22 protein-coding genes and 4 tRNA genes are annotated in these 24,846 nt (G+C 43.4%); 22 read left to right on the top strand and 4 right to left on the bottom strand.

Annotated features, from left to right (window positions below; all coding sequences use genetic code 11):
• Window positions 1–4: 4 nt before the first annotated feature.
• Both fadB and B4C48_RS02760 read right to left on the bottom strand, forming a co-directional pair.
• Window positions 5–2,158: a fatty acid oxidation complex subunit alpha FadB gene (gene fadB / locus B4C48_RS02765; RefSeq protein ID WP_291354030.1), complete on the bottom strand. Its 2,154-nt coding sequence runs from the start codon at window positions 2,156–2,158 to the stop codon at window positions 5–7.
• A 490-nt stretch (window positions 2,159–2,648) separates the two neighbouring features.
• Window positions 2,649–3,698: an AAA family ATPase gene (locus B4C48_RS02760; protein WP_291354028.1), complete on the bottom strand. Its 1,050-nt coding sequence runs from the start codon at window positions 3,696–3,698 to the stop codon at window positions 2,649–2,651.
• Between the two features lie 190 nt (window positions 3,699–3,888).
• Between B4C48_RS02760 and uvrC the strand changes: the two genes are divergently transcribed.
• The 3 genes from uvrC to pgsA all read left to right on the top strand — a co-directional run bounded on the left by uvrC (window position 3,889) and on the right by pgsA (window position 7,288).
• On the top strand, window positions 3,889–5,688 hold the full coding sequence (gene uvrC / locus B4C48_RS02755; protein WP_291354027.1) for an excinuclease ABC subunit UvrC: 1,800 nt from the start codon (window positions 3,889–3,891) through the stop codon (window positions 5,686–5,688).
• 109 nt (window positions 5,689–5,797) lie between these two features.
• The gene (locus tag B4C48_RS02750) at window positions 5,798–6,592 is read left to right on the top strand and encodes a thioesterase family protein (protein ID WP_291354025.1); all 795 of its coding nucleotides are present in this window, start codon (window positions 5,798–5,800) and stop codon (window positions 6,590–6,592) included.
• A 108-nt stretch (window positions 6,593–6,700) separates the two neighbouring features.
• Window positions 6,701–7,288 (top strand): CDP-diacylglycerol--glycerol-3-phosphate 3-phosphatidyltransferase, encoded by a 588-nt coding sequence (gene pgsA, locus B4C48_RS02745; protein ID WP_291354023.1) that lies wholly within the window; start codon window positions 6,701–6,703, stop codon window positions 7,286–7,288.
• Between the two features lie 709 nt (window positions 7,289–7,997).
• Here the strand turns inward: pgsA and B4C48_RS02740 are convergent.
• Window positions 7,998–8,273 (bottom strand): oxidative damage protection protein, encoded by a 276-nt coding sequence (locus B4C48_RS02740; protein ID WP_291354021.1) that lies wholly within the window; start codon window positions 8,271–8,273, stop codon window positions 7,998–8,000.
• 11 nt (window positions 8,274–8,284) lie between these two features.
• A complete protein-coding gene (gene argH, locus B4C48_RS02735; protein WP_291354019.1) occupies window positions 8,285–9,715 on the bottom strand; it encodes an argininosuccinate lyase in 1,431 nt (476 codons plus the stop codon).
• Between argH and B4C48_RS02730 the strand changes: the two genes are divergently transcribed.
• The 19 genes from B4C48_RS02730 to B4C48_RS02640 all read left to right on the top strand — a co-directional run.
• Window positions 9,706–10,863 carry a sensor histidine kinase gene (locus tag B4C48_RS02730; RefSeq protein ID WP_291354017.1) on the top strand — a complete coding sequence of 386 codons (1,158 nt, stop codon included), beginning with the start codon at window positions 9,706–9,708 and terminating at the stop codon, window positions 10,861–10,863. The two genes, argH and B4C48_RS02730, sit on opposite strands and share 10 nt — an antisense overlap.
• 52 nt (window positions 10,864–10,915) lie before the next feature.
• Entirely contained in the window at window positions 10,916–11,656 is a 741-nt protein-coding gene (locus B4C48_RS02725) for a LytR/AlgR family response regulator transcription factor (protein ID WP_291354016.1), read from the top strand.
• 107 nt (window positions 11,657–11,763) lie between these two features.
• Window positions 11,764–12,681: a hydroxymethylbilane synthase gene (gene hemC, locus B4C48_RS02720; RefSeq protein WP_291354013.1), complete on the top strand. Its 918-nt coding sequence runs from the start codon at window positions 11,764–11,766 to the stop codon at window positions 12,679–12,681.
• Window position 12,682: 1 nt separating this feature from the next.
• The gene (locus tag B4C48_RS02715) at window positions 12,683–13,462 is read left to right on the top strand and encodes a uroporphyrinogen-III synthase (RefSeq protein ID WP_291354012.1); all 780 of its coding nucleotides are present in this window, start codon (window positions 12,683–12,685) and stop codon (window positions 13,460–13,462) included.
• The gene (locus B4C48_RS02710; protein WP_291354010.1) at window positions 13,459–14,301 is read left to right on the top strand and encodes a hypothetical protein; all 843 of its coding nucleotides are present in this window, start codon (window positions 13,459–13,461) and stop codon (window positions 14,299–14,301) included. Before B4C48_RS02715 ends, B4C48_RS02710 begins: the two co-directional genes overlap by 4 nt.
• A 7-nt stretch (window positions 14,302–14,308) precedes the next feature.
• On the top strand, window positions 14,309–15,502 hold the full coding sequence (locus B4C48_RS02705) for a heme biosynthesis protein HemY (RefSeq protein ID WP_291354008.1): 1,194 nt from the start codon (window positions 14,309–14,311) through the stop codon (window positions 15,500–15,502).
• A gap of 10 nt (window positions 15,503–15,512) precedes the next feature.
• A complete protein-coding gene (locus tag B4C48_RS02700) occupies window positions 15,513–15,941 on the top strand; it encodes an acyl-CoA thioesterase (protein ID WP_291354006.1) in 429 nt (142 codons plus the stop codon).
• Window positions 15,942–16,085: 144 nt separating this feature from the next.
• Entirely contained in the window at window positions 16,086–16,412 is a 327-nt protein-coding gene (locus tag B4C48_RS02695) for an H-NS histone family protein (protein WP_291354004.1), read from the top strand.
• 171 nt (window positions 16,413–16,583) lie between these two features.
• Window positions 16,584–17,327 carry a type II secretion system protein N gene (gene gspN, locus B4C48_RS02690; protein WP_291354002.1) on the top strand — a complete coding sequence of 248 codons (744 nt, stop codon included), beginning with the start codon at window positions 16,584–16,586 and terminating at the stop codon, window positions 17,325–17,327.
• Window positions 17,327–18,181, top strand: a complete 855-nt coding sequence (locus tag B4C48_RS02685; RefSeq protein WP_291354000.1) for a type II secretion system protein N — start codon at window positions 17,327–17,329, stop codon at window positions 18,179–18,181. Before gspN ends, B4C48_RS02685 begins: the two co-directional genes overlap by 1 nt.
• A gap of 43 nt (window positions 18,182–18,224) precedes the next feature.
• Window positions 18,225–20,486 carry a type II secretion system secretin GspD gene (gspD, locus tag B4C48_RS02680; RefSeq protein WP_291353998.1) on the top strand — a complete coding sequence of 754 codons (2,262 nt, stop codon included), beginning with the start codon at window positions 18,225–18,227 and terminating at the stop codon, window positions 20,484–20,486.
• A 69-nt stretch (window positions 20,487–20,555) separates the two neighbouring features.
• Complete coding sequence (locus B4C48_RS02675; RefSeq protein ID WP_291353996.1) at window positions 20,556–21,257, top strand: FHA domain-containing protein; 702 nt, start codon at window positions 20,556–20,558, stop codon at window positions 21,255–21,257.
• An 85-nt stretch (window positions 21,258–21,342) separates the two neighbouring features.
• Window positions 21,343–22,014: a phosphoglycolate phosphatase gene (locus tag B4C48_RS02670; protein WP_291354258.1), complete on the top strand. Its 672-nt coding sequence runs from the start codon at window positions 21,343–21,345 to the stop codon at window positions 22,012–22,014.
• Between the two features lie 117 nt (window positions 22,015–22,131).
• Window positions 22,132–23,625, top strand: a complete 1,494-nt coding sequence (gene trpE, locus B4C48_RS02665) for an anthranilate synthase component I (protein ID WP_291353994.1) — start codon at window positions 22,132–22,134, stop codon at window positions 23,623–23,625.
• A 98-nt stretch (window positions 23,626–23,723) separates the two neighbouring features.
• A tRNA-Thr gene (locus B4C48_RS02660) sits at window positions 23,724–23,799 on the top strand.
• 53 nt (window positions 23,800–23,852) lie between these two features.
• Window positions 23,853–23,936, top strand: a tRNA-Tyr gene (locus B4C48_RS02655).
• Between the two features lie 38 nt (window positions 23,937–23,974).
• A tRNA-Gly gene (locus B4C48_RS02650) sits at window positions 23,975–24,050 on the top strand.
• Window positions 24,051–24,065: 15 nt separating this feature from the next.
• Window positions 24,066–24,140 (top strand) — tRNA-Thr (locus B4C48_RS02645).
• A 148-nt stretch (window positions 24,141–24,288) separates the two neighbouring features.
• A partial coding sequence (locus B4C48_RS02640) for a GTP-binding protein (protein ID WP_291353992.1) occupies window positions 24,289–24,846 on the top strand: 558 nt, incomplete at its 3' end.

The following is a 24,846-nucleotide window of genomic DNA, read 5'->3' as shown; positions in this document are numbered from 1 at the left end:
CTCCTTAACCGTAGAATTTTTTGTTGTTAGCAGCCATGTCACGCAACATTTGTGGCGCTTCATAAGCCTTACCTAAGTGAGCGTACTTGTCGCAAAGCGCAACGTATTCAGCAACGCCAGTCTGGTCGATGTAACGGCATGGACCACCGCGGAATGGAGGGAAACCTACACCCATAATCATCGCCATATCTGCTTCAGAAGCAGTTGCAACAATGTTGTCTTCCAGGCAACGAACAGTTTCGTTACAGAAAGCCAGCATCATGCGGTCAATGATTTCTTGAGCATCAAATTCGCGTTTCTCGGCAGTTGCAACAGAAGCTACAAACTCATACGCAGTTGGATCAACCACTTTGGCTTTTTTGCCTTTACGGTCTAATTCATACTTGTAGAAACCAACGTCGTTCTTTTGACCCAAACGTTTTGCTTCGTACATGGTTTGAATCGAACCTTTGAAGTCCGGTTTCATACGGTCAGGGAAGCCTTCAGCCATCACTTCTGCACCGTGAACGCCAGTGTCGATACCAACCACGTCCATCAAGTAAGCAGGACCCATCGGCCAGCCGAAGCGTTCCATGACTTTATCGATTTGCTGGAAGTCAGCACCATCTTTAAGTAATAGGTCAAACGCACCGAAGTAAGGGAACAATACACGGTTTACCAGGAAGCCCGGGCAGTCGTTTACAACGATAGGTGTTTTACCCATTTTCTGAGCAAGAACCACAGTGGTCGCGATTGCTTCAGCAGAAGTTTTCTCACCACGGATCACTTCTACAAGTGGCATCATGTGCACCGGGTTGAAGAAGTGCATGCCGACGAAGTTTTCAGGGCGTTGCAGGTTTTCAGCCAAACGTGTGATTGAAATGGTTGAAGTGTTAGAAGCAATGATCGTGTTTTCACGAACGTTCTTCTCGGTTTCAGCCAATACAATGCCTTTTACTTTCGGGTTTTCAGTCACCGCTTCAATCACGATATCCACTTCTTTAAACTCGTCATAGCTTAAAGTCGGACGGATACGGGCAAGGGTTTCACCCATTTGCGCAGGTTTCATTTTCTTGCGTTCAACTTGCTTGGTCAGCAAGCCATTCGCTTCTTTCATCCCTAGTGCAAGTTGTGGATTACCAATGTCTTTCATGATGATTGGTGTGCCTTTGCTTGCCGCTTGGTAAGCAATACCACCACCCATGATGCCCGCGCCAAGCACAGCTGCCTGGTTTACAGGATGAGCACCTTTTTCATATTTTTTAGAGGTTTTCTTCACCACCTGGTCGTTGATGAATAAACCGATCAACGCGCCAGCTTGTGGAGTCACCGCAGCTTTAGCAAAACCTTCAGCTTCTACTTTTAAAGCTTCGTTACGTGGAAGGCTTGCACCTGCTTGTAATGAGTCAAGAAGAAGTTTAGGCGCAGGGTATTGAGCAGGATTTGCTTTTGCAAGAACCGCACCTTTCGCCGAATTGAACGCCATCATTTGTTCGATTGGGTTCAATTTAACTGGGTCAAGTTTTTCCTGGCGTTTTGCTTTCCAGTCTACACGGCCAGCAAGTGCCTGTTTAACCAGGTCAATCGCAGCGTCTTGCAATTTGTCCGCAGCCACAACCGCATCAACAGCACCGTCTTTTAGTGCAGCAGCAGGTTTTTTAGGATTAGCCATCGCCATCCATTCAACCGCATTGTCGATACCAATCAAACGGCTTAAACGAACCGTACCACCGAAACCCGGGTAGATGCCGAGTTTAATTTCAGGAAGACCGACTTGAGCAGCTTCTGACATCACACGGTAGTCACACACCAGACACATTTCAAAACCGCCGCCCAATGCCATACCATTGATTGCAGCAACTTTAGGAATCTCTAAATCTTCAAATGCATTAAAGATGTCGTGAACAGGCAATGCCCAATCCACAATCGCTTTTTCGCCTTGTGCGAAGTTTTCACCGAATTCAGTGATGTCAGCACCAACGATAAATGTTGATTTAGCTGAAGTAACGATTAAACCTTTCACTTCGCTATTTGCTTTAACCGCTTCAATTGCAGCTTTAAAATCTTCAATTGTTGCACGGTTAAATTTGTTGACCGACTCACCTTGTAAGTCAAAGCGGAATTCTGCAATTCCGTCCGAAAGCATTTGGACGGTAATGGCATTGCCAGCGTGGATCATGCCTGATCTCCTTTATTTTGGAGGACTTCTAAGTTGATGTTGTGAAGCGTGTACACATTTCCAGCGTACATTTATGCTTCGCCAATCTTACGATAACTATATCCAAAAAGAACATAACAAGTTGTATCAAGCCGTGACGCTAGGGTCATCAATTTTTTTTCAACAAACCCGGGTGACTGGCAGCCTTATTTTTACTTTACCTGTTAAAAATATGATGAACTTTTTGTTTAGATTAAGGTTTTCTAATAATTTCGTGCTTATTTATATCGGGTATAACTGGGCGATTTCAAGTTTTTTATGGGCTTGTTTTGGTCAAAAAAGTCAATCCAACAAAAATTTCAGCGAAACAAAGTGCGTTTTAAACTGAAATTTTCAACTAAACACCCTAGTTCAACAGCTTTGCAGAGAATCTGGGGTTTATAAAAGTGAGGCAAGTGGGCAGTCAAATCCTCGTTTCAACATTTGACTGCAAGTCTCATGCTAAGCAAGATTATTCAGGCTGAATGATCAGTTGACCTTCTGCATAGTTCAAAATGAGCTGGGTTTTTTCCGGATCATTTAAAAAATACAGCGCCAGAACCGGTTCCAGTTCAGTCCGCATTTTGCGGGCTAAATGACGTGCGCCAAAACGGATATCATGCCCTGTATAAAAATGCGCTTTGGCGGCATCGGTCAAAACCACCTGACGTTTTTGATGCTGCAAGCGCTGATTCAGTTTCTGTAGTTCAATTTCCACCAGCTTCGGCAGAGCATTTTCCTGAACTGCCTGATAATGCAAGGTGCGGTCAATCCGGTTTAAAAATTCAGGATCGAATTTTTTAAACATCACTTTTTCAATAATGGTCTTGGTCGGTATTTTTTTCAGGCAAATCGCCTGCATTTTTTTCGGCAAAAAATTCAGTTTATCTAGATATTGCTGAGCTGCCTGTGCACCGACATTACTGGTCATGAAAATCATACAGTTACGAAAGTCGATAGTTTTGGTGCCGGAGGTCAGGGTCAGCTTGCCGGTGTCCAGTATATTCATTAAGCCACGGATCACTTCGGTCGAGGCTTTCTCCAGCTCATCAAACAGCACAATTCCGGGACGGGTGTGAGAGCCGGCGATAGCAGTTTCATCAAACAGGCTATGACCTTCTTTGGAGCCGACATAGCCGGGAGGGGCACCGGTAATGGCTGCGGCATAATGTTCTTGCGCCAAGGTGTTCATATCAATCCGGCAAAAAGCATCCGGGCGGCCATAGATGGCTTCAGCGATCAAACGTACCGTTTCGGTTTTACCGACACCGGTAGGGCCGAGCATTAAAGTCACCGATAGCGGGCGTTCGGGACTGGAAAAATCGGCTTTGACCACATGCAGCATTTTTTCAATTTCTTGCAGTGCTGCGTCTTGTCCAATAATGCGCTGCTTCAACAGCTGCATGACCTCAAGCGGTTCAAAATGAAAACGCGGCTTGCCAATCAGTTTATCTTTTTCAGATGTGCTATGCGTTGCAGTGACTGGTTTGACTATATGCATGGCGTGATTGGTGGTCGTCATTCCGTTTGATCCAAATTTTTTCAGATGGCTTGAGCATAGCAAAATAAGCGCAATTGACTTATAGCTTTTAGCAATCATGTGATTGTTGGAACTTTGTATGATTGCGATAAAAACAGGACATTGGCTTGAAAATGGCGTGAAAACCATCACATCATGTAGCAAAGCTTATCCAATTTAAATCAGGCTGAATGTGAACGAAAACGCACGTGACAATATTGAAAAGATTCTGGCCCATATGACGACTTTACCGGGCGTATACCGCATGTTGGGCAAAGACGGCGAATTGTTGTATGTCGGCAAAGCCAAGAATTTAAAAAACCGTGTGTCCAGCTATTTTGTCAAAACCATCGAGCATCCGAAAACACAGGCGCTGGTGGCGCGTATTTATGATATTCAAACGCTGGTGGTGCGCTCGGAAACCGAAGCGTTATTGCTGGAACAGAACCTGATCAAGCTGCATCGTCCGCCGTATAACATCATGCTGCGTGACGACAAATCTTATGTCTATATTTTTGTCTCCAGTGACAAGCCTTATCCGCGTATTGCCGCGGGTCGTGGCAAGGGCAAGCATCAGGTGGGCAAGTTTTTTGGACCTTATCCGAGTGCCTATAATGCCCGGGATACGCTGGTGGTGCTGCAAAAACTGTTTAATGTGCGACAGTGTGAAAACAGCTATTTCGCCCAACGTAAACGTCCGTGTTTGCAGTATCAAATCAAACGCTGTACCGCGCCTTGTGTTGGTCTCATTTCGCCTGAAGATTATCAGGAAGATGTTAGAAGTTCGATTCGCTTTTTACAGGGTGATACCAAAGAGCTGAATCAGGAACTGATTGCCAAAATGGAAGCGGCGGCGGAAGCGCTGGAATTTGAAAAAGCGGTGTTTTACCGTGACCGGATGGCGCTGCTGCGTGATGTGCAGTCACAACAGGCGATTTATAAGGTCAAAGGTGAAGCGGATATATTGGCCATTGCCTATCATGCCGGGGTGACCTGCGTGCAGATCATGCATGTGCGTAATGGCAAAATGCTCGGCGGTAAAAGTTATTTCCCGGATATGCTGGGCGATGATCTGGGACAGATGTTATCGGATTTCATGGCGAACTTTTATTTTCAGGTCGCCGATGAAGTGCCTGTCGAGCTGATTGTGAATGTCGAGCTTCCAGATCGCAAAGAGCTGGAACAGGCATTACAACAGGAATTCGCCAAGAAAGTGCAGATCAAGCACAATGTCCGGGAAACCCGTGCCGAATGGCTGGAACTTGCCAATATGAATGTGCAGCACGCCATTAAAGGCCAGCTGGCCAATCATTTTGAACTCAATGAGCGTTTTCATCAGCTCGAACAGGTGGTCGGGCGTCCGGTTGACCGGATTGAATGTTTTGACATCTCACATACCATGGGTGAAGCAACGGTTGCATCCTGTGTGGTGTTTGATTCGGGCGGTGCGCGCAAACGCGATTACCGCCAGTTTGCCATTGATGATATTACCGGCGGGGATGATTATGCGGCTATGCGCCAGGCACTGACCCGCCGTTATAAAAAAGCCATGTTGCCCGATTTACTGCTGATTGATGGCGGTAAAGGACAGCTGCACATGGCGATGGAAGTGATGCAGGAGCTGGGACTGGATGCCTTTATAGTTGGGGTCTCCAAAGGCGAGGGGCGTAAACCGGGCTTGGAAACCTTGCATTTTACTGATGGTACAAAAATTCAGTTGCCTGAAGACCATAAAGCGCTGCATCTGATTCAACAGGTGCGTGATGAAGCGCACCGTTTTGCCATTACCAAACACCGGGCCAAACGCGACAAGAAACGTGGCTCATCGGTACTGGAAGTAATTCCCGGACTGGGTCCGAAACGCCGCCGTGATTTACTGACCCATTTTGGCGGCATTCAAGGGGTGCTCAAGGCTTCGGAAAATGACTTGAAACTGGTTCCCGGTTTGGGTGATGTCATGGCTCGTACCATTTACAAGGTATTGCATGAATAAATTCGGGCAGATTGGCCAAAGCGCTCACTGACGCAGCAGTCATTGATCATTCACAACAGTTCAAAATAAGTGAAAGATAGAACAAATTAAAAACTCTAAAGGACGAAGGATGTCACTGCGCCAATTATTTACCGCAATTGAACAGCATGAATGGGTCGATATTCCAGAAGGCTGGTTACAGGGCCGGACCATTTATGGCGGACTGGTGGCCGGGATGATGATGCAAAAAGCCGTGATCGCTGTTGCAGATGCGGAAAAACAGCTGTTAAGTACCAGTGTCACTTTTGTCGGACCAGTCCAGCTAGCGCCAGTGCGGTTGAGTGCTGAAATCTTGCGTCAAGGCAAGTCCGTGACCACGGTTGAAGTGCGACTCTGGCAGGATGATGTGGTGCAAAGTATTTTGATTGCCAGTTTTGGTACGCAGCGCCAGTCGGCTATTTCTGTGCAACAGGAACGAGCTGCACCTGAATTTCCACTGCCTGAACAGTTGAAAATTGCCGAGCATCATCCTTTAGCGCCGGAATGTTTTGGACAGATGGACCTGGTTTGGGTAGACGGGCAGTATCCATGTAGTGCAAGTGTGAAACCTGACTTTAGTGGCTGGATGCGTTTTAATCCGGATCGGCATGACAACCGGGAAATGACCGTCGCCGATTTAATGGTGGCCTTCGATATGTGGCCGCCCGGCGTTTTGCCCATGTTCAAGACATTCGCACCGGCCAGTTCCCTGACCTGGCATGTGACTTATGTACATCCTTTGAAAAATCATCTGCATGATTGGTTTAAATATAAAGTATTTACCGATTATGCCGCAGATGGTTATTCGACCGAATATGCTCATCTTTGGGATGCAGAGAATCGACTGATTGCGATTTCCAGACAGACAGTTACCGTGTTTGCCTAGTGACACTTTCTAGCAATTCGTATAAAGTGACTCTCATTAACGATGAATCAATCCTCAAAATATGTGTGGTTTTTCATTGTACATAGAGGGAAAAAATTGGCGGTGTCTATGACTACAGGTCGCATCCTGAATATTCCGAATATCTTGACTTTGGCGCGTATCGCTTTAATTCCTGTTTTCTTGCTGGTGGCTTACTGGCCACCTGCAGTTGGTGTTGCAAGTCATGATACAAATATGACTCGTCACATTATTTTAACGGCCATTTTTGTCATTGCTGCGATAACTGACTGGTTTGATGGCTATTTGGCCCGTTCACTCAATCAAACCTCCGCATTTGGACGTTTTTTGGATCCTGTCGCAGATAAGCTCATGGTTGCGGCTGCATTAATTGTTTTGGTGCAATGGCAACCGAGCATTTCTATGGCCTTTGCGGCAATTGTGATTATTTCACGTGAAATTACGGTTTCTGCCCTGCGTGAATGGATGGCAGAGTTGGGAGCGCGTACCAGTGTTGCCGTATCGACTGTAGGTAAATATAAAACTGCTTTCCAGATGATTGCGATTTCAGTATTTTTGCTGAATTGGCAGCCGTTTGAAACGTTGGCTTATGCCTTGCTTTACACGGCGGTCATTCTGACATTATGGTCAATGTTTATTTATTTAAAAGCCGCATGGCCTTATTTAAAACAGCCTTAAGCCCCGATTTAAAAAAATCCAAAAACGTCCTAAAGGGGCGTTTTTTTATATCTGCCCTAATTTTTTGGAAAATCCTCCTCAAAAATAGCAGACAAAAAAAATCCTAGATTTTGGGGGAAACCTAGGATTGAAATCGGGGATATTTATAATAGTTATAAGATGGATAATCATCTACTTGAGACTAAGTATAGGAGGAGAAATCTAACTAATCATGTAGGTTATTGTATTCTAATGTATAGTTTTATTGAATAATGTATTTTTGGTTTACAGTTATTTCTAAATGTTAAGAACTAAATCTATTGATAAGAAGTAATAAACATAGAGCATAGAAAAGCCCAAGCGTGGCTTTTAAGCTTTATAGAATAAAAAAGGAGCCTTTTAAAGACTCCTTTATGACAGGAGAAGCTACGAACTTCGTTTGCCTTGCTTAAAATTTAAAGCAGCGCTCTATCTAATTACGCTCAGGCACAGCCTTCGCCTTGTGTTCGGGTGGAGCAGTGCTCCTAAGCTAAAAAAGGGAATCTTTTCAGATTCCCTTTTGACAATCAAAACTACGCGCTTCGCTTGTCTTGCCACCTAAAGCCTAGCTTTAGGTCTTGCGGCGTGGCGGAGCAGTGCTCCTAAGCTAAAAAAGGGAATCTTTTCAGATTCCCTTTTGACAATCAAAACTACGCGCTTCGCTTGTCTTGCAGAAAAATAAGGCAGCGCCTTATTTTTCTTCAGGCTTCAGCCCTTCAGCTTTTTCTAAGGTTTCATCATTGCTAAAGAATTTTTCGCGTTGTTCTTCAAGAAACTTTTTCGCATCCGGCTCAAACACGTTCAAACGTTTTTCATTGATCAAGGTGGTCTGATGTTTAAGCCATTCCTGCCAGGCCTGTTTAGATACGGTATCAAATAATTCCTGACCCTTTGCACCCGGGAACGGTGCAAAGTCTAAACCTTCCATTTCTGTTTGATACTTACGGCAAAAAACTTGTCGAGACATATCAGCTTTCCTTAAACGTAGAGTTTTTCTAAACGAGCATAAGCACGCGCAATTGCAGCTTCCACCTGTGCAGGTGCAGTACCACCAATGTGGTTACGTGCATTCACAGACGCTTCAAGCGTCAAGGCTTTTTCAAATACATCTGCTTGAATCAGGTCAGAGAACTGTTGCAGTTGTTCAAGTGTCAATTCAGACAGGTCTTTACCTTCTTGAACGCCAAGCGCTACGGCTTTACCCACGATTTCATGTGCATCACGGAATGCCACACCATTTTTTACTAAGTAATCTGCAAGGTCAGTTGCAGTCGAGAAACCACGTAACGCAGCTTCACGCATGATGTCAATGTTTGGCACCAAGGCAGGGATCATGTCAGCAAATGCCATCAATGAACCGCGAACCGTATCGATTGCGTCAAATAATGGTTCTTTGTCTTCCTGATTGTCTTTGTTATACGCCAATGGCTGACCTTTCATCAGCGTTAACAGGCTCATCAGGTCACCATAGACACGGCCAGTTTTACCACGGATTAATTCAGGCACATCCGGGTTTTTCTTCTGCGGCATAATTGAAGAACCGGTACAGAAACGGTCAGGAATGTTGACAAACTTGAACTGAGCAGAAGTCCACAGAATCATTTCTTCAGACATACGCGATAAATGCATCATGATTAAAGATGCAGCTGCGTTAAATTCAATACCGAAGTCACGGTCAGACACCGCATCTAACGAGTTTTCACATACCGCTTCAAAACCTAAAAGCTGTGCTGTGTATTCACGCTCGATGGGATAAGTGGTACCTGCAAGTGCAGCAGAACCAAGTGGTAGACGATTCACACGTTTACGGCAGTCGATTAAACGCTCTGAGTCACGTACTAGCATTTCAAACCAGGCCATCAAGTGGTGACCAAAAGTCACCGGTTGAGCCGTTTGCAGATGGGTAAAACCAGGCATAATGGTATTAGTGTTTTTTGCCGCTAAGCCCAAAATACCTTTTTGTAATTTTTGTAATAGTTCTAAAATGGCATCAATTTCATCACGTACATATAAACGAATGTCTGTGGCAACCTGGTCATTACGGCTGCGGCCGGTATGTAGTTTTTTACCGGTGATGCCAATACGCTGAGTCAAACGCGACTCAATGTTCATGTGCACATCTTCTAGATCAATGCGCCATTCAAAATCACCTGCTTCAATTTCAGCTTTAATGGTGTTTAAACCGTTAATGATGTCATCACGTTCCTGTTCGGTTAAAACCCCTACTTTGGCAAGCATGGTTGCATGCGCAATAGAGCCTGCAATATCTTGTTTATAAAAGCGTTGGTCAAATTGAACAGATGCTGTAAATTCAGCAACAAATGCGTCAGTAGCTTCAGAGAAACGACCGCCCCACATACCCGAAGTTTGGGTTTGTGACGGATTTGAGGAATTAGAAGATGTGGTCATATCGGCTCAATAAAATAAAAAGCAGTAATTTGAACAAGAGTATAGCAAATTCAGAATCACTTGCCGAAAAACAAGTCGATCCAACTTCGACGTATACAGATGGTAGGAAAAATAATAACGCCTATTTTTTTACGAAAATGGGCCATTGGCAACATTTAATTGAATTATTTATTGCCAGCAATATTTTGGCCGTCATCTTGGCGCTGGCAGAAGCACAATCCTGGACGGCTTTGCATATCGATCGCCTGCTGCAATATATATTGTTCATTGATTGGGTATTGCTGGCTTTTGTGGCGTTAATGGAACGCCTGCAGAAAAAGATTCAGCACTTTAGTTTTGGCCAGACTCTGGTCGTGGGCTTCGTTTTAGTGCAGATTATCGTGTTAATCACCACGGTGGTACTCAACGTTTTTATTTTCTTTGGACAAAACTTTCAATTCCAGCATTTGACGCTACAGGTTTTATTCGATGGCGTGGGATTAAATCTCAGTTTTGGGGTACTGATAGGAAGCTTTTGTTTTCGTTATTTGTATATGCGGGAACAATGGGCACGGCAGCAGAACAGTGAATTGAATGCACGAATTCAAGCCATGCAAGCGCGAATTCATCCGCATTTTTTATTTAATAGTCTCAATACTGTAATTAGTTTAATTAGCATTGATCCAGATAAAGCAGAACAAATGTTACTGAATTTATCACAACTATTTCGTGCAAGTTTTAAAGAACTTAAACTGGTCCGATTAAAAGATGAAATTGAATTGTGCCAGCGTTATCTGGCGATTGAGCAGATTCGTTTAGGTGATCGCTTGCACGTAGAATGGAAATATGACGATGAAGTTCTCTTTTCTGAGATACAAATTCCTTTATTAACTTTACAACCTTTAGTGGAAAATAGTATTTTTCATGGAGTTGAAAAATTTCTAACAAAGAGTACGATAAGCATATTGATTGAAATATTGCAAAATCAAGTCAATATAGTCATTACTAACCCTTATACACAGGATAAAATAAATTTACGACAGGGACATGGTATTGCAGTTGAAAATGTGAAGCAGCGGCTTGAGGCTTATTATGGTCGCTCTGCAACTTTTCAGACATACGCGGGGAAGGGAATTTTTACCACTGTTGTGCAATATCGATATAAATAAAAGATCATAGTTAACCTATAAAAAAAATGATGTTGACTGTGAAGGAGGAGAAATGGACATCCTGATTTGCGATGATGAACCTCTCGCTGTAGAGCGCTTGTCACGTTTAGTTACACAGCTGGGACACCAGGTGGTTGCTACTGCAAGTTATGGGCAGCAGGCAATTGAAATGACTCAATTCTATGAGCCGGATGTAGTACTTTTAGATATTCAAATGCCTGAAATGGATGGCTTGAGCTGCGCCGAACAACTGCGCCAGCTTGATCCTATGCCCGCCATCGTTTTCTGTACTGCCTATGATGAACATGCTTTGGAGGCATTTAAGTCGCATGCAGAAGGCTATTTACTGAAACCAGTAATGCAGCAGGAATTGCAACAGGTATTAGATCATTTAACAAAACTGACTCAAGCACAAATGAGCACTTTAAAACAAAAAGAAGATATGGACGAACTTAATATAAAACGCCACCAGATTGTGGCAAAAACCTACCGTGGTGTGGAACTGGTTCCTGTAGAAAATATTTATTATTTTTTAGCAGATCAAAAATATGTCACGGTACGGCATAAAAATGGCAGTGTACTGATCGATGAAACTTTAAAAGATCTGGAAAATGAATTTGGCGACCAGTTTATTCGAATTCATCGTAATGCTTTGGTTTCAGTACATTTTCTGGATGGTCTTGAAGTGATTAGCTCGGGGCAGTATCAGGTGCGTTGCCGTGAACTGGAAGAGCGTTTGGCCGTCAGCCGACGTCATCTGCCTAATTTAAGAGAACGCATCCAAAAGATGTAAATCTGCTTTCATGAGTCTAGATGAAAACGATAGTGCAAATTTACTTGCATTTTCTAGTCAGCGCGTTAAGTTTACACTAACGCACTTATTGACTGTTTCTTAGATTTATGAAGATTTTGAAGATTGCAACTCGACAAAGCCCACTTGCTTTATGGCAGGCGGAACATATTCGTGCCCGTTTAGAGGCATTGCATTCCGATCTTAAAGTTGAGTTAGTGACCTTCGTCACCCAGGGTGACAAAATTTTGGATACGCCTTTGGCCAAGATTGGTGGCAAAGGACTCTTTGTTAAAGAATTAGAAGCAGCTCTGCTTGATGGCCGTGCAGATTTGGCAGTGCATTCTATGAAAGATGTGCCGATGAAATTACCTGCCGGTTTATCACTTGCTGTGATTTGTGAGCGCGAAGATCCGCTGGATGCCTTTGTGTCGAATACATATGCAAGTTTTGAACAGTTGCCGCAAGGTGCGAAGGTTGGAACATCAAGCCTGCGTCGCAAAAGCCAGATTTTAAAAGCCCGCCCAGATTTAGACATTATTGATTTACGTGGCAATGTGGGAACGCGTTTATCCAAATTGGATGCAGGCCTTTATGATGCCATTATTCTGGCAAGTGCAGGTTTAAAACGTTTGGGGTTGGCTGAACGGATTCGTCATACGCTGCCCGCGGAAGTGAGTCTGCCAGCAGTTGGACAAGGGGCACTGGGTCTGGAATGTCGTGCGGAAGACCAGGCGGTGCTGGACCTTATTTTACCGCTGCTACATAGCGAAACCGATGTGTGCGTGCGTACAGAACGTGCCTTTAATGCCTATTTGGAAGGCGGTTGCCAAGTCCCGATTGCAGGTTATGCCATCCTTGAACAGGGTCAAATCCATATGCAAGGTCGTGTGGGTAGTGTAGATGGGAAAACTTTACTGAAAGCAGAACAAGTCGGTGATATTAATCAAGCCGAAAAAATCGGGGTCGCTTTGGCGCAAGAATTGTTAGCCCAAGGCGCGGGTGATTTGCTCAAAGCTCTCTATTAATATGCTGTTTATCAATACACGTCCGCAAGACCGTGCACAAGAATTGAGTCATGCATTGCGCATGGCTCACATTGAGGTGCTGGATTTACCTTTACTTGAATTACTGCCACAGGCCTGGTCAGCGGACTTGTCTGAGCTTTATCAGCAGTTGCCGAATGCTCAGGTAATTGTGGTGGTCAGTCCCACGGCCGTGCAAATCGGTATGGAGTATTTAAAATTATCAGGCATCACTTTGGATCAACTTGCGCATGTTCAGTGGATTGCTGTCGGTGAGCGTACTGCTCAGGCTTTGGCGCAATATGGTATTTCTGCTGAAGTGCCTCAAGTCGAAACATCAGAAGGGATGTTGCAACTTCCTGTTTTAAAAACGCTCAAGGCCGGCCAGTGTTTGGCTTTTTGGCGTGGAGAAGGGGGGCGTCTGTTTATGATGGACCAGTTAAAACAGCAAGGCATGCGCATTTTAAATTTTATTTTATATGAGCGTCGCTGTCCCGTATTTGCGCAGCAATATTTAGATAACATATTATATTTATTAGAAAAACAAGAACAGTATGCTATGGTGGTCAGTAGCGAAGCAAGTTGGTTGAATTGGATTCAGCTGATGCAGAATCAAAAACAGATGATTGCTAAAGGGCATTATCTGGTTTTAGGGGAGCGCTTGTATCAAGTTGTTTCGAATTATAAAAAAAATCAGTCCACATGTTTTAATATCACGCGGCTACCTGATTTAAATACAGATTCAATTTTGCAGAAGCTTGTTGTTGTGCAAGGGAACACATGAAGAAAATACTGATTTTATTGTCTATTTTAAGTCTACTCTGGATTGCTAAATTAAGTTATGACTTATTTAATCTTACTGCACAACAAACAGAATTAAACACGAGTCTGCATCGCCTTGAACAGAATAATGCAAATTTAAATGATCAACTGGTGGCTTTACAGCGCAAAGTCATGCTAAAAGATGAGTCTGTACCGACAAATTCACAGGCAGCACAAGAGTTAAAAGACCTGCAAGATGCAAGTATTGATCCCGTAGTTTTGATTAAACAACAATTAGAATTGATTGAATTTATGTTGCAGCAAAAACAATTTACTGCAGCTTTAGATAAGTTAACCAGTTTAGATCGCAATCTTGAGCAATATGCTCTGGCAGTGCCATTAAAGCAAAGCCTGCATCAGGTGATTGCCAAAGATCATCAGGTGATTCAACACTTTGTCAGTGAGCGAATGGCTCAGCAAGTCAAAGTAGATACGCTGCTTCAGCAACTTGATGTTGCCTTGGCTCAGGAAATAAAGATGCCACAATTAAGCACGAGCCAAGCAACAGATAAAAATTTCTGGCAACGTTGGCTGGTGATTGAACCTGCCAAACAACCTGCTACGGCGCTCATGCAGCGTCCGTTAATTCTAAAAGAAGCACAGCTCAGATTATTAATTGCTCAACAAGCCTTAAAACAAGGTCAATATTTAGAGTATCAAAAATCATTGAATGAAATTATTCAATTGTTAAATCAAATTCCTGATGATAAATCGCGACAACTGATTCAAAACATCCAGAAGATCAAAGGATTTACGGTCTTGCCTACGCCTAGTTTAAATACGCGTGCATTATTGGGGTAATGAATCAATGAAGCAGATTTTACTGGCCTATGCGTTTATTAGCTTAATCATTATCGCAGTCTTAAGTCTTTTAAGTTATGGTTATGGCGCGGGTTATGTTTATTTATATTGGCGTGAATGGCAAATTCAGACCAATATCTGGATGATGTTTATTATTCTGGCCAGTTTAAGTCTATTTATTCAGTTGCTATGGTTATTAATTAAGCGTTACTTAACCCGGGAACAACGCAAATTAGAAACGGTTTTTAATTTTAAAAACTTACATCCTTATGAACAGTTAGCAGTGGTTTGGTTATTAGAAGCAGCACAAGACCAACACCAATTTATTCAAAACGTATTTTCTCAATCAGGTTTATTAAAGGGCATTATAGGTTCACGTTTATATTGGATGCAGCAGCGATATCCACAAGCTCTGGCAATCTTGAATCAAAGTAATGCCATGGCATTTGAATTGGCGGAGATCCAACGCATAGAAATTTACCTGTCGCAAAATGATGGTGAACAGGCCTTAACCCATCTGGAGTTCTTAAATCAGCACGAGCTTTCACCCTGGTTAAATGAGGTAAAAAGTGCTTATGATTTAAGATTAACCGGTTTATGGGAAAAGTTTGCCGTTCAGTTCCCTTGGATGTATTTACGCTCGACGAAATATGGACATTTAGGTTCAGAAAATAAACGCGAATGGTTAAAACAGTTATTGGTGAATTTTGATCAGGCCAATATCGAGAGTTTGCAAAATTTGCAACAACGCTATTTAGACTTGCAAGACCAAATTTATAGCCGTGATTATGATATTAAAGTGTTATGGTTAAAGTTATTATCGCGTATGCCGGAAATGAGCCAGCAACATGAAGCTCTGGTATTACATTTACTCGATGAACAGTTTAATCAAGACGTTTTTTATTTGTGGTTCCAGCAGCAATTATTAAAGCAAAATCCAGATTATTTAATGCTTGAGCAACGAATTGACTATTGGGAAAATAAATATCCTTCTTTGCCTGTCTTTACCTTTGCCAAATGGCACGTATATAGCGCGACGGCAAGAACGGCTGAAGCTGATCAATTACTTGAATTATACCCCGATAATGTGATGATGAATTATTTAAGAATTAAGTCTACTTTAAAAGGTCAGGATGATTTGATTAAACAGTTAAATTTAATTTTTGAAAATAATTCAAATTTTGTCGAAATAAAAATATAAGGGAATAAATATGCTTACCCTGTCCGATTATCCAGTCATTTATGATCAGTCTGTTGCCTGGGGCGATATGGATGCCTTTGGGCATGTCAATAATGTGATGTATTACCGTTATATCGAAAGTGCCCGTATTTTTTATATGGATGCGCTGAATATTTTTGACCAGGATGTATATACAGTGGTGGCTTCTAACCAATGTAAATATATCAGTCCAGTATTTTATCCAGATCGGCTTAAAATTGGTGTACGTGTTGAGGAAATTCGTAATAGTGCGTTTCGTATGAGTTATTTATTATGGAGCGAGACACAGCAAAGAAATGTTGCCTTGGCAGAGGCGGTTATAGTCTGTGTAAATAAGGAAACCATGCTTAAAACGGAAATACCTGAAATTATCCGTCATAAAATTTCAGAAATTGAATTAAAGGTAAAGCATTTTATTTAAAATAAGTCCTTTATAAAAAGTAAGCTGTAAAATCTGTTTGGCTAATTGTTATTTATTTAAAAAATTCTATTGAATGTTTTAAATAATAAAAATATTATGAGCTTGTTTTAAATAAAAAAATATAAAACCTGCTGTGGAGTTAATATGATGCCGGACATTAGTAATTTATCTGTTGAAGAGTTAAAGCGTTTACAAGTTGAAGCAGAAGCATTAATTGCTTCTAAAAAAGATCAAGCAGTTGAAGATGCTTATCAGCAAATTTTAGATATTGCCGATAATGTAGGTTTAACCATTGAACAAATCTTGGAATTCGGTTCAACTAAACGTAAGAAAAGTACACGCAAATCTGTAGAGCCGCGTTACCGTAGCAAAAAGAATTCAGCTGATACCTGGACGGGTCGTGGTAAACAACCTCGCTGGTTAGTTGCAGAACTTGAAAGCGGTGCAAAACTGGAAGATTTTCTCATCTGATTTAAATCTGCATGAGATAGTCATCTAATCAGATGAGATTAAAAAACCAAGCTTATAAGCTTGGTTTTTTTATATCTTTGAATTGGCGTTGAGAAAAAAGTGTGCATAATGGAGGTAGAAATATAATATTAGTGTTTAGGGAAGAATAATTGATATGTGGGTCGCGGTGGGATGATTAATAAACCCAAATATATCACGTGGTGGATTTTCGCCATCAGTGTCTTTTTCATGTTCGTATTACTCCAAATTCCTGCGGCCTGGCTTATTTCAAAATTTTATAAAAACAATCAGGTCTTGCAAAATGTCAGTGGCAATATTTGGCAGGGACAAGCGGACTGGCATACAGGTCAGTTAAAGGGTTCATTGAGCTGGAAAACACGGCCCCTCGATCTTTTTTTGTTGCGTTTAGGGGCGAAGGTGGAAATCCATAGTGGACACACCCAGCTTGATGCGATTGCCGGATATGGATTTGGCAAAAAAATAACGATTCATGGCTTAAATGGTCAAATCGCTCCTGAAACTCTGAAAAATCTGGTGGAATGGCAGTGGCCTGCTAATGCTATCCAGCTTCAGGATGTAAATTTTAATTTTAAAAAACAACAAGGCTTTAATCAGGCTGAAGGACAATTGCAATGGGTGGGTGGAGAGTTGATTTATACCTATGCCCAGCGTCAGGATCGAATGAATATCCCTTCCTTGAAAGGAAAATTGTCAGATGAAAATAATAAGCTGATCTTTGATATCCGGGACCAGCGTGATCAAAAGCTGATGGCCCTGGAGCTGGATCAAAACTTGATGCTTGATGTACAACTGACTCAGCGTCTGCTGCTAAATATGCCTTCTTATAATGGTAAAGCTGGTTTAGATACCTATGTCATTAGTTCGCGTCAACCTTTGTTTAAAGGTGGCTTCTAATGAATCAATGGATGGAAAAAATTCAACATTTAAACTGGAAGCAGGCGGACCGGCTTGCTCCCTTATTATTGATCCTGCTGATCTTATATTTATGCTGGAAATTGGCGAACATTTTCTGGCTGCTGGTAGCACCGCCACAGGTCATGCAGCTGGAACGTGTTGAGCTGGGTTCACAGCAGCCACAGGTCCCCAATATTTCTTCATTTGTGCTGTTTCAGGAAACTGGCAGGACGGCAGCGGCAGAAGACAATGTTAACTTGATTTTGCAAGGTGTCGTGGTCGGTTATCCAAGTCAGTTTTCTTCCGCTGTGATTAAAGTCAATGATCAGTCTGATCGCTATCAGGTGGGTGAGAATATTGCACCGACCTCTTATCAGCTGGCTGAAGTGTATTGGGATCGGGTGGTGTTGCGTCAAAGCAATGGCACGACGCGAGAACTACAATTCAAGGGTATTGAAAATGGTCTGGATCAAAGCATTGTTCCGCCTGTAGCAACGACTAGTTTGGCTACAAGTAATCAGAACACTAATCAGCCTACGCCAGCCATGCCCAGCCAGGAGCAAAATGCGTTAGGACAGGCAGTGCAAAAGATACAGGAAGATCGTGATCAATATTTAAAAGATATGGGGGTCAATGCAGCAGGTGGGGGGTATGAAGTTACCACAAGAACGCCAGCGGCATTGCGCAGTAAGTTGGGACTACAACCCGGTGACCGGATCATGTCTTTAAATGGACAGGCTGTGGGTCAGGGGCAAAGTGATGCCCAGCTGCTGGAACAGGCTCGACGTGAAGGTCAGGTCAAAATAGAAATAAAGCGTGGTGATCAAGTGATGACCATTCAACAAAATTTTTAAGTGATGCATCGTCACCTTACAGGATTAGGAAGCACGGAACTTTATGGCTTTATTTAATCATCGTCCAGTTTGGGCTTTATTCGCGGCTGCACCTCTTATTGCTATGGTGAGTACCTCTACTCATGCGCAAACATGGAAAATCAACTTAAGAGATGCTGATTTAACGGCATTTATTAATGAAGTGGCCGATATTACCGGGAAAAATTTTGCTGTTGATCCACGTGTACGCGGCAATGTCACGGTCATTTCCAATAAACCTTTAAATAAAGCCGAAGTCTATGATTTATTTCTAGGCGTATTGAACGTGAATGGTGTAGTCGCCATTCCTTCCGGCAATACCATCAAACTGGTTCCAGATAGCAATGTCAAAAGCTCCGGTGTGCCTTTTGACAGTAAGCACCGCGCGACGGGTGATCAAATTGTCACGCGGGTGATTTGGCTGGAAAATACCAATCCAAATGACCTGATCCCTGCAATCCGTCCATTGATGCCGCAATTCGCGCATTTGTCGGCAGTGGCGGGAACCAATGCACTGATTGTGTCAGACCGTGCCAGCAACATTTATCAGCTAGAAACCATTATCCGTAACCTGGACGGTACCGGACAAAACGATATTGAAGCAGTGACGCTGCAATCCAGTCAGGCTGAAGAAATGATTGGTCTGTTGGAATCCATGAGCTCTACCGGCGCAGCTAGAGATTTAAAAGGTTCACGGATCCGAATCATTGCCGATACCCGTACCAACCGGATTGTGCTGAAAGGTGATACTGCAACCCGTAAACGTATCCGCCAGATGATTGAAATGCTGGATGTGCCGGCAGCAGATCGTTTGGGTGGACTCAAGGTGTTTCGCTTAAAATATGCCAGTGCCAAAAATCTGGCAGAAATCTTACAGGGTCTGGTGACTGGTCAGGCGGTATCTGGTTCAGCTGGTTCAAATGGTTCATCCAACAATACTGGGATGAATAGTTTAAACACTAACAGTTCTGGCAGTAGTTCATCCAGTAGCAGTTCTTCCAGTATCTCGACCCCAAGTATTAATTTAGGTGGCGGATCAAACAGTAATAATCAAAATAGCATTACCAGTTTTAATGGCAATGGCGTCAGTATTATTGCCGATGACAGTCAAAATTCTTTGGTGGTGAAAGCAGATCCACAGTTGATGCGTGAAATTGAATCGGCCATTCAGCAGCTGGATATCCGTCGTCAGCAGGTGCTGATTGAGGCTGCCATCATTGAAGTTGAAGGTAATGATGCCGATCAGCTGGGTGTGCAATGGGCTCTAGGTGATCTGAACAGCGGCATTGGCTTAATCAACTTTAGCAATGCCGGGGCGAGTATTGCCGAGCTTGCTGCCGGATATGTAGCAGGTGGTGCAGCAGGGGCAGCTGCCAAATTGGGAACCGGTACTTCCTTGGTCCTTGGGGATTATAAAGAAGGCGATAATGGTTCACGTAAACTGTATGGTGCTTTAATTCAGGCTTTAAAAAGCAAGACCAAGTCCAATTTGCTGTCTACGCCATCCATCGTGACCATGGATAATGAAGAAGCTTATATTGTGGTAGGTCAAAACGTGCCGTTTGTTACCGGTTCCGCAACCACGACTTCAGCAGGGTTAAATCCTTATACTACGGTTGAACGTAAAGATGTCGGTGTCACTTTAAAGGTGATTCCGCATATTGGAGAAGGTGGCTCGGTTCGCCTCGAAGTCGAGCAGGAAGTTTCTGCGGTGCAGGATAAAGGTCAAGCACAGGATTTGGTCACCAGTAAGCGTGCGATTAAAACCTCGATTCTGGCTGAACATGGTCAGACCATTGTTTTGGGTGGCTTGATTTCCGATAACTCGATTCATTCACGTCAGGCTGTACCGGGCCTGGGGGCTATTCCAGGTTTAGGGCGTCTCTTCCGTGCAGATGGTAAATCCAATGAAAAACGCAACTTACTGGTGTTCATTCACCCGACTATTGTGGGAGATAGTAATGATGTACGCCGTTTGTCGCAGCAGCGTTACAGCCAGTTGTACAGCTTACAGTTAGCCATGGATCAGGATGGCAGTTTTGCCAAATTACCGGAAAATGTAGAAGATATTTATCAGCAGCGAATTCCGGTTACACCATCGGCCCCCAAAGTTCCTCAATATCAAACCCTGCCATCGGCAACCCAGAATCAACCGAAGGCCACTACTTTTAGTACACCGGTTGCAATTGAACCAGTCGTGCAAAGGCAAAAGGTAGCTACGCCTGTTACTGAGGTTGAAAAAACCAAAAATACCGTGACGACGACCACGATTCGTTCTGGTTCTTAACAGAGTGGGTAAAGAATTGAATATTTGCCATGATATGATAATTAAAAATCACAAAGAGAAGTGCATTTCATGACTTGGAAAATACAAGCAATTACCGGTGAATTAACGGGACAGGAAATCAGCATCGACCGTGATATGTTGGTCGGTCGCCATCAGAGTGCAGATATCGTATTGCAGGCAGGGGAAATTTCACGCAAGCATGCGGCTTTCTTGCTCAAAGACCAGGCTTTATGGGTACAAGACTTAAACTCGTCAAATGGCACCTTCGTCAATGACTTGCGTATTGAACATGAAACCTTGTTGAAAGAAGGGGATATCGTTCAGTTTGCAGGCTTGAAATTTTCCGTGCTTGCACCGCCTAAAGACATTACGCCTGCGTTGACTGAAACTGAAATTATGCCGGCCAGCGAGCAGCCTTCAGAAGCAGTGGCAGTTTCTGAAACGGCGGCAACCGTGTCCGTTGAACCAGAAACAAAGACTGTGGCCCAGCAAATGAATGATCAGGGTATGCCTGAACTGACTGAGCGTGATAGCAGCGTCAACGTCACACGTGATGGTATGCCACAAGGGGTAGCTATTCCGAAACCTGCGCCAATTCCAGAAGATGTGGACTTGAGTGCCATTCCCGAGAAGCAGGCACCCATCGCAGTGGAAACACCAGTGTCACGTGTAGAGCAAGCCAAAGAAGAGCAGAAAAATGCATCAGTAGGCTTAATCTCCATTATTGTATTAATTATCCTTGCAATCATGGCTTGGTTATTCTTTAAATAAGCCTGTACGCGAAATACAATGAAGGCATGCAATCGCATGCCTTCATTGTATGAGTATGGGTTAAATAAATTGTGAGAGGGAAATGATGTCTGTAGCAAAATTGGCCAGCCGGGAACTGATTTTATTTGATCTGGATGGCACCCTGGTAGATTCGGCATCGGACTTATACCGTGCCATGAACATGAGCCTGACTGCCTTGCAATTACCGACAGTGACTGAAGCGCAGGTGCGTACCTGGATAGGTAAGGGAACCTCTCTTTTTTGCCAAAGCACTCTGCAATATCTCACCGGAAAGGTTGATCCCGAGCAACATCAACAATTGCTGGCGACTTTTTTAAGTATTTATAATGCCGATCCCTGTGTGGATACCCAGCCTTTTAATGGGGTAGTTGAGTTTCTCGATTGGGGTCTAGCCAACAATAAACAAATGATTTGTGTCACCAACAAACCTGAGCAGCCGGCACGTGCAATCGTCGAAGCGCTGGGCTTGGGTCATTATTTTGTTGACGTGATTGGCGGGGACCGTTTTGAAGAGCGTAAGCCTCATCCACGGCAGTTGTTGTTTTGTGTGGATCAATATGATGTCACTGCAGCACAAACGCTCATGATCGGTGATTCCAGTAATGATGTAGAAGCGGCAAGACGTGCAGGAGTTGATTGTATTGTGGTGAGCTATGGCTATAATCATGGTGAAGATATTCATGATTGCCAGCCGCAACAAGTGGTTGATGATTTAACAGAATTACTTGCGCAATAAGTGAAAAATTAAGGATAGCGGAATGAGAAAGTGTATGGATTTTCGATGGCGAAACTAAGTCAGACTACAGCAAAGCAAACTTAAACCAGCCATATCGAAAACATATAGAGAATACTCATGACTACTCAAACTCAGTTCGAGCAATTAAAATCTGATGGTTACAACCTAATTCCTGTTTATCGTCAGCGTTTGGCCGATACCGAAACACCATTATCCGTATTTGCGCGTTTGAAAGACCACAGCCAGGCCTATTTATTTGAATCGGTTGAGGGTGGAGAGAACTGGGCGCGTTATTCCATTATCGGTTTGGGTGAATCTACTGTTTTTTCATGCAATCGTGGTGTTCTAACCATTCAGCAGGTGGATGGCTCTATTGAGACTCAGTCGTGTAGCGATCCATTCCAGTATATCCGTGATTTTCAGGCCCAGTTTCAGGTGCCGACGCAACAGGATTTGCCTGATTTACCAAGTTTCACCGGTGGTCTGGTCGGTTATTTTGGCTATGATTCGGTGCGCTATATTGAACCGCGCTTAAAAAACGTGCCTGAGGCTGATCCGGTCGGTTTGCCTGATATCTGGATGATGCTGTCTAAAACCGTGATTGTGTTTGATAACCTAAAAGATACTTTGTTCCTGATTGTGCATGCAGATGTCAATGATCCTGATGCCTATGTCAAGGCTCAAGCGCAGTTAGATCAATTGGAAGCTACCCTGGCAACACCAATTAGCCTGCAAGCCAAAAAACATACAGCACCCCATTTTGAGTCTTTAACCGGGCATGACAAGTTTATTGAGTCTATTGCCAAGGTGAAAGAATATATTAAAGCGGGCGATGTAATGCAGGTCGTGCCAGGGCATCGTATGGTTTCAGACTTCGATGGTGAACCTTTACAGGTTTATCGTGCACTGCGTCATCTCAATCCATCGCCGTATTTGTTCCTGGTGCAGGGGCAAACGCTGGATAATCAGAAGCCTTTCCATATTGTCGGATCTTCACCTGAAATTCTGTCACGTCTGGAAAATGGTATTGCCACAGTACGTCCTTTGGCAGGTACACGCCCGCGTGGCAAAACCAAAGAAGAAGATTTGGCACTTGAGCAAGACTTGCTGTCTGATGAAAAAGAGATTGCTGAGCATTTGATGCTGATTGACCTGGGTCGTAACGATGTTGGTCGTGTATCAAAAATCGGTAAAGTGCAGGTCACGGATAAAATGGTGATCGAACGTTATTCCCATGTCATGCATATTGTCTCGAATGTCCAAGGCGAGGTGCGTGATGATGTCGATGCGCTGGATGTGTTCAAGGCAACTTTCCCAGCAGGTACACTTTCAGGCGCACCTAAAATCCGTGCCATGGAAATTATTGACGAAGTCGAGCCGGTTAAACGCGGAATTTTTGGCGGAGCTGTGGGTTATTTAGGCTGGCATGGTGAAATGGACATGTCGATTGCCATCCGAACCTGTGTGATTCGCGAAAATAAGGTCTATGTTCAGGCGGGCGCAGGTCTGGTTTATGACTCAAATCCTGAATCTGAATGGAATGAAACCCAGATAAAAGCTCGCGCAGTGATCAAAGCGGTTGAATTATCATCAAACGGGTTGATTTTATGAGTTTTTGACGGTTTTTTTGAAAAAAACACTTGCAAGGATTCAGAGTTTTGCTAAACTGCACACCGTTCCGATACGAAACGTACGAAACACTAAGAAACGCCGGCATAGCTCAGTTGGTAGAGCAACTGACTTGTAATCAGTAGGTCCACAGTTCGAATCCGTGTGCCGGCACCATCTTAGAAAGTTTGTAGTGGGGTAAAAGAACGACACTGAAGTAAGTGTAAAATGGTGAGATTCCCGAGCGGTCAAAGGGAACAGACTGTAACTCTGTCGCGTAAGCTTCGAAGGTTCGAATCCTTCTCTCACCACCAATTTTAAGGCTTCAATAAGTGGTTTGTACCAACATCGTGCGGGAGTAGCTCAGTTGGTAGAGCGGTAGCCTTCCAAGCTACATGTCGCGAGTTCGACCCTCGTCTCCCGCTCCATTGAAGTTTTTATTTGCTCTTATAGCTCAGTGGTAGAGCACTCCCTTGGTAAGGGAGAGGTCTCGAGTTCAAATCTCGATAAGAGCTCCAGATACAGTTTGGCAACTTTGTTGCAAAGATTTTAAAAAGCAGGCTTATTAGTCTGCTTTTCAAGTATTGGGTGTTTGGTTTTTTAAAGCGATAAGTCGATGCTGGGTTTTACTCAGAATTGTGTTCGACGTAAACGAGGAATATAAACATGGCTAAGGCTAAGTTTGAACGTAACAAACCACACGTTAACGTGGGTACAATTGGTCACGTCGACCATGGTAAAACAACTTTAACTGCTGCGATTGCAACTATTTGTGCAAAAACTTACGGCGGTGAAGCGAAAGATTACGCAGCAATTGACTCTGCACCAGAAGAAAAAGCACGTGGTATTACCATTAATACTTCACACGTAGAATACGATTCTCCAACTCGTCACTACGCTCACGTAGACTGCCCGGGACACGCCGATTATGTTAAAAACATGATCACTGGTGCTGCTCAGATGGACGGCGCGATCCTTGTATGTGCTGCGACTGATGGTCCTATGCCACAAACTCGTGAACACATCCTTTTGTCTCGCCAAGTAGGTGTACCTTACATCCTTGTGTTCTTGAACAAATGTGACCTTGTAGACGACGAAGAATTACTTGAATTGGTAGAAATGGAAGTTCGTGAACTTCTTTCTACTTATGACTTCCCAGGTGATGACACTCCAATCATCCGTGGTTCAGCTCTTGCTGCACTTAATGGTGACCAAGGTCAATAT

The organism is Acinetobacter sp. UBA3106 (genome assembly GCA_002365595.1).
In the GTDB taxonomy this organism is placed as follows: domain Bacteria; phylum Pseudomonadota; class Gammaproteobacteria; order Pseudomonadales; family Moraxellaceae; genus Acinetobacter.
This window is presented reverse-complemented; position numbering and strand designations above follow the sequence as displayed.

What these genes read in the sequence shown, in the direction of transcription:
- B4C48_RS02725 (WP_291354016.1), top strand. Translation starts at nt 10,916, where the DNA reads ATGGACATCCTGATTTGCGATGATGAACCTCTCGCTGTAGAGCGCTTG.
- argH (WP_291354019.1), bottom strand. Translation starts at nt 9,715, where the DNA reads ATGACCACATCTTCTAATTCCTCAAATCCGTCACAAACCCAAACTTCG.
- B4C48_RS02705 (WP_291354008.1), top strand. Translation starts at nt 14,309, where the DNA reads ATGAAGCAGATTTTACTGGCCTATGCGTTTATTAGCTTAATCATTATC.
- gspN (WP_291354002.1), top strand. Translation starts at nt 16,584, where the DNA reads ATGATTAATAAACCCAAATATATCACGTGGTGGATTTTCGCCATCAGT.
- trpE (WP_291353994.1), top strand. Translation starts at nt 22,132, where the DNA reads ATGACTACTCAAACTCAGTTCGAGCAATTAAAATCTGATGGTTACAAC.
- B4C48_RS02670 (WP_291354258.1), top strand. Translation starts at nt 21,343, where the DNA reads ATGTCTGTAGCAAAATTGGCCAGCCGGGAACTGATTTTATTTGATCTG.
- B4C48_RS02700 (WP_291354006.1), top strand. Translation starts at nt 15,513, where the DNA reads ATGCTTACCCTGTCCGATTATCCAGTCATTTATGATCAGTCTGTTGCC.
- hemC (WP_291354013.1), top strand. Translation starts at nt 11,764, where the DNA reads ATGAAGATTTTGAAGATTGCAACTCGACAAAGCCCACTTGCTTTATGG.
- B4C48_RS02675 (WP_291353996.1), top strand. Translation starts at nt 20,556, where the DNA reads ATGACTTGGAAAATACAAGCAATTACCGGTGAATTAACGGGACAGGAA.
- B4C48_RS02685 (WP_291354000.1), top strand. Translation starts at nt 17,327, where the DNA reads ATGAATCAATGGATGGAAAAAATTCAACATTTAAACTGGAAGCAGGCG.
- fadB (WP_291354030.1), bottom strand. Translation starts at nt 2,158, where the DNA reads ATGATCCACGCTGGCAATGCCATTACCGTCCAAATGCTTTCGGACGGA.
- B4C48_RS02715 (WP_291354012.1), top strand. Translation starts at nt 12,683, where the DNA reads ATGCTGTTTATCAATACACGTCCGCAAGACCGTGCACAAGAATTGAGT.
- B4C48_RS02710 (WP_291354010.1), top strand. Translation starts at nt 13,459, where the DNA reads ATGAAGAAAATACTGATTTTATTGTCTATTTTAAGTCTACTCTGGATT.
- B4C48_RS02760 (WP_291354028.1), bottom strand. Translation starts at nt 3,698, where the DNA reads ATGACGACCACCAATCACGCCATGCATATAGTCAAACCAGTCACTGCA.
- B4C48_RS02740 (WP_291354021.1), bottom strand. Translation starts at nt 8,273, where the DNA reads ATGTCTCGACAAGTTTTTTGCCGTAAGTATCAAACAGAAATGGAAGGT.
- B4C48_RS02730 (WP_291354017.1), top strand. Translation starts at nt 9,706, where the DNA reads ATGTGGTCATATCGGCTCAATAAAATAAAAAGCAGTAATTTGAACAAG.
- pgsA (WP_291354023.1), top strand. Translation starts at nt 6,701, where the DNA reads ATGACTACAGGTCGCATCCTGAATATTCCGAATATCTTGACTTTGGCG.
- B4C48_RS02750 (WP_291354025.1), top strand. Translation starts at nt 5,798, where the DNA reads ATGTCACTGCGCCAATTATTTACCGCAATTGAACAGCATGAATGGGTC.
- gspD (WP_291353998.1), top strand. Translation starts at nt 18,225, where the DNA reads ATGGCTTTATTTAATCATCGTCCAGTTTGGGCTTTATTCGCGGCTGCA.
- B4C48_RS02695 (WP_291354004.1), top strand. Translation starts at nt 16,086, where the DNA reads ATGATGCCGGACATTAGTAATTTATCTGTTGAAGAGTTAAAGCGTTTA.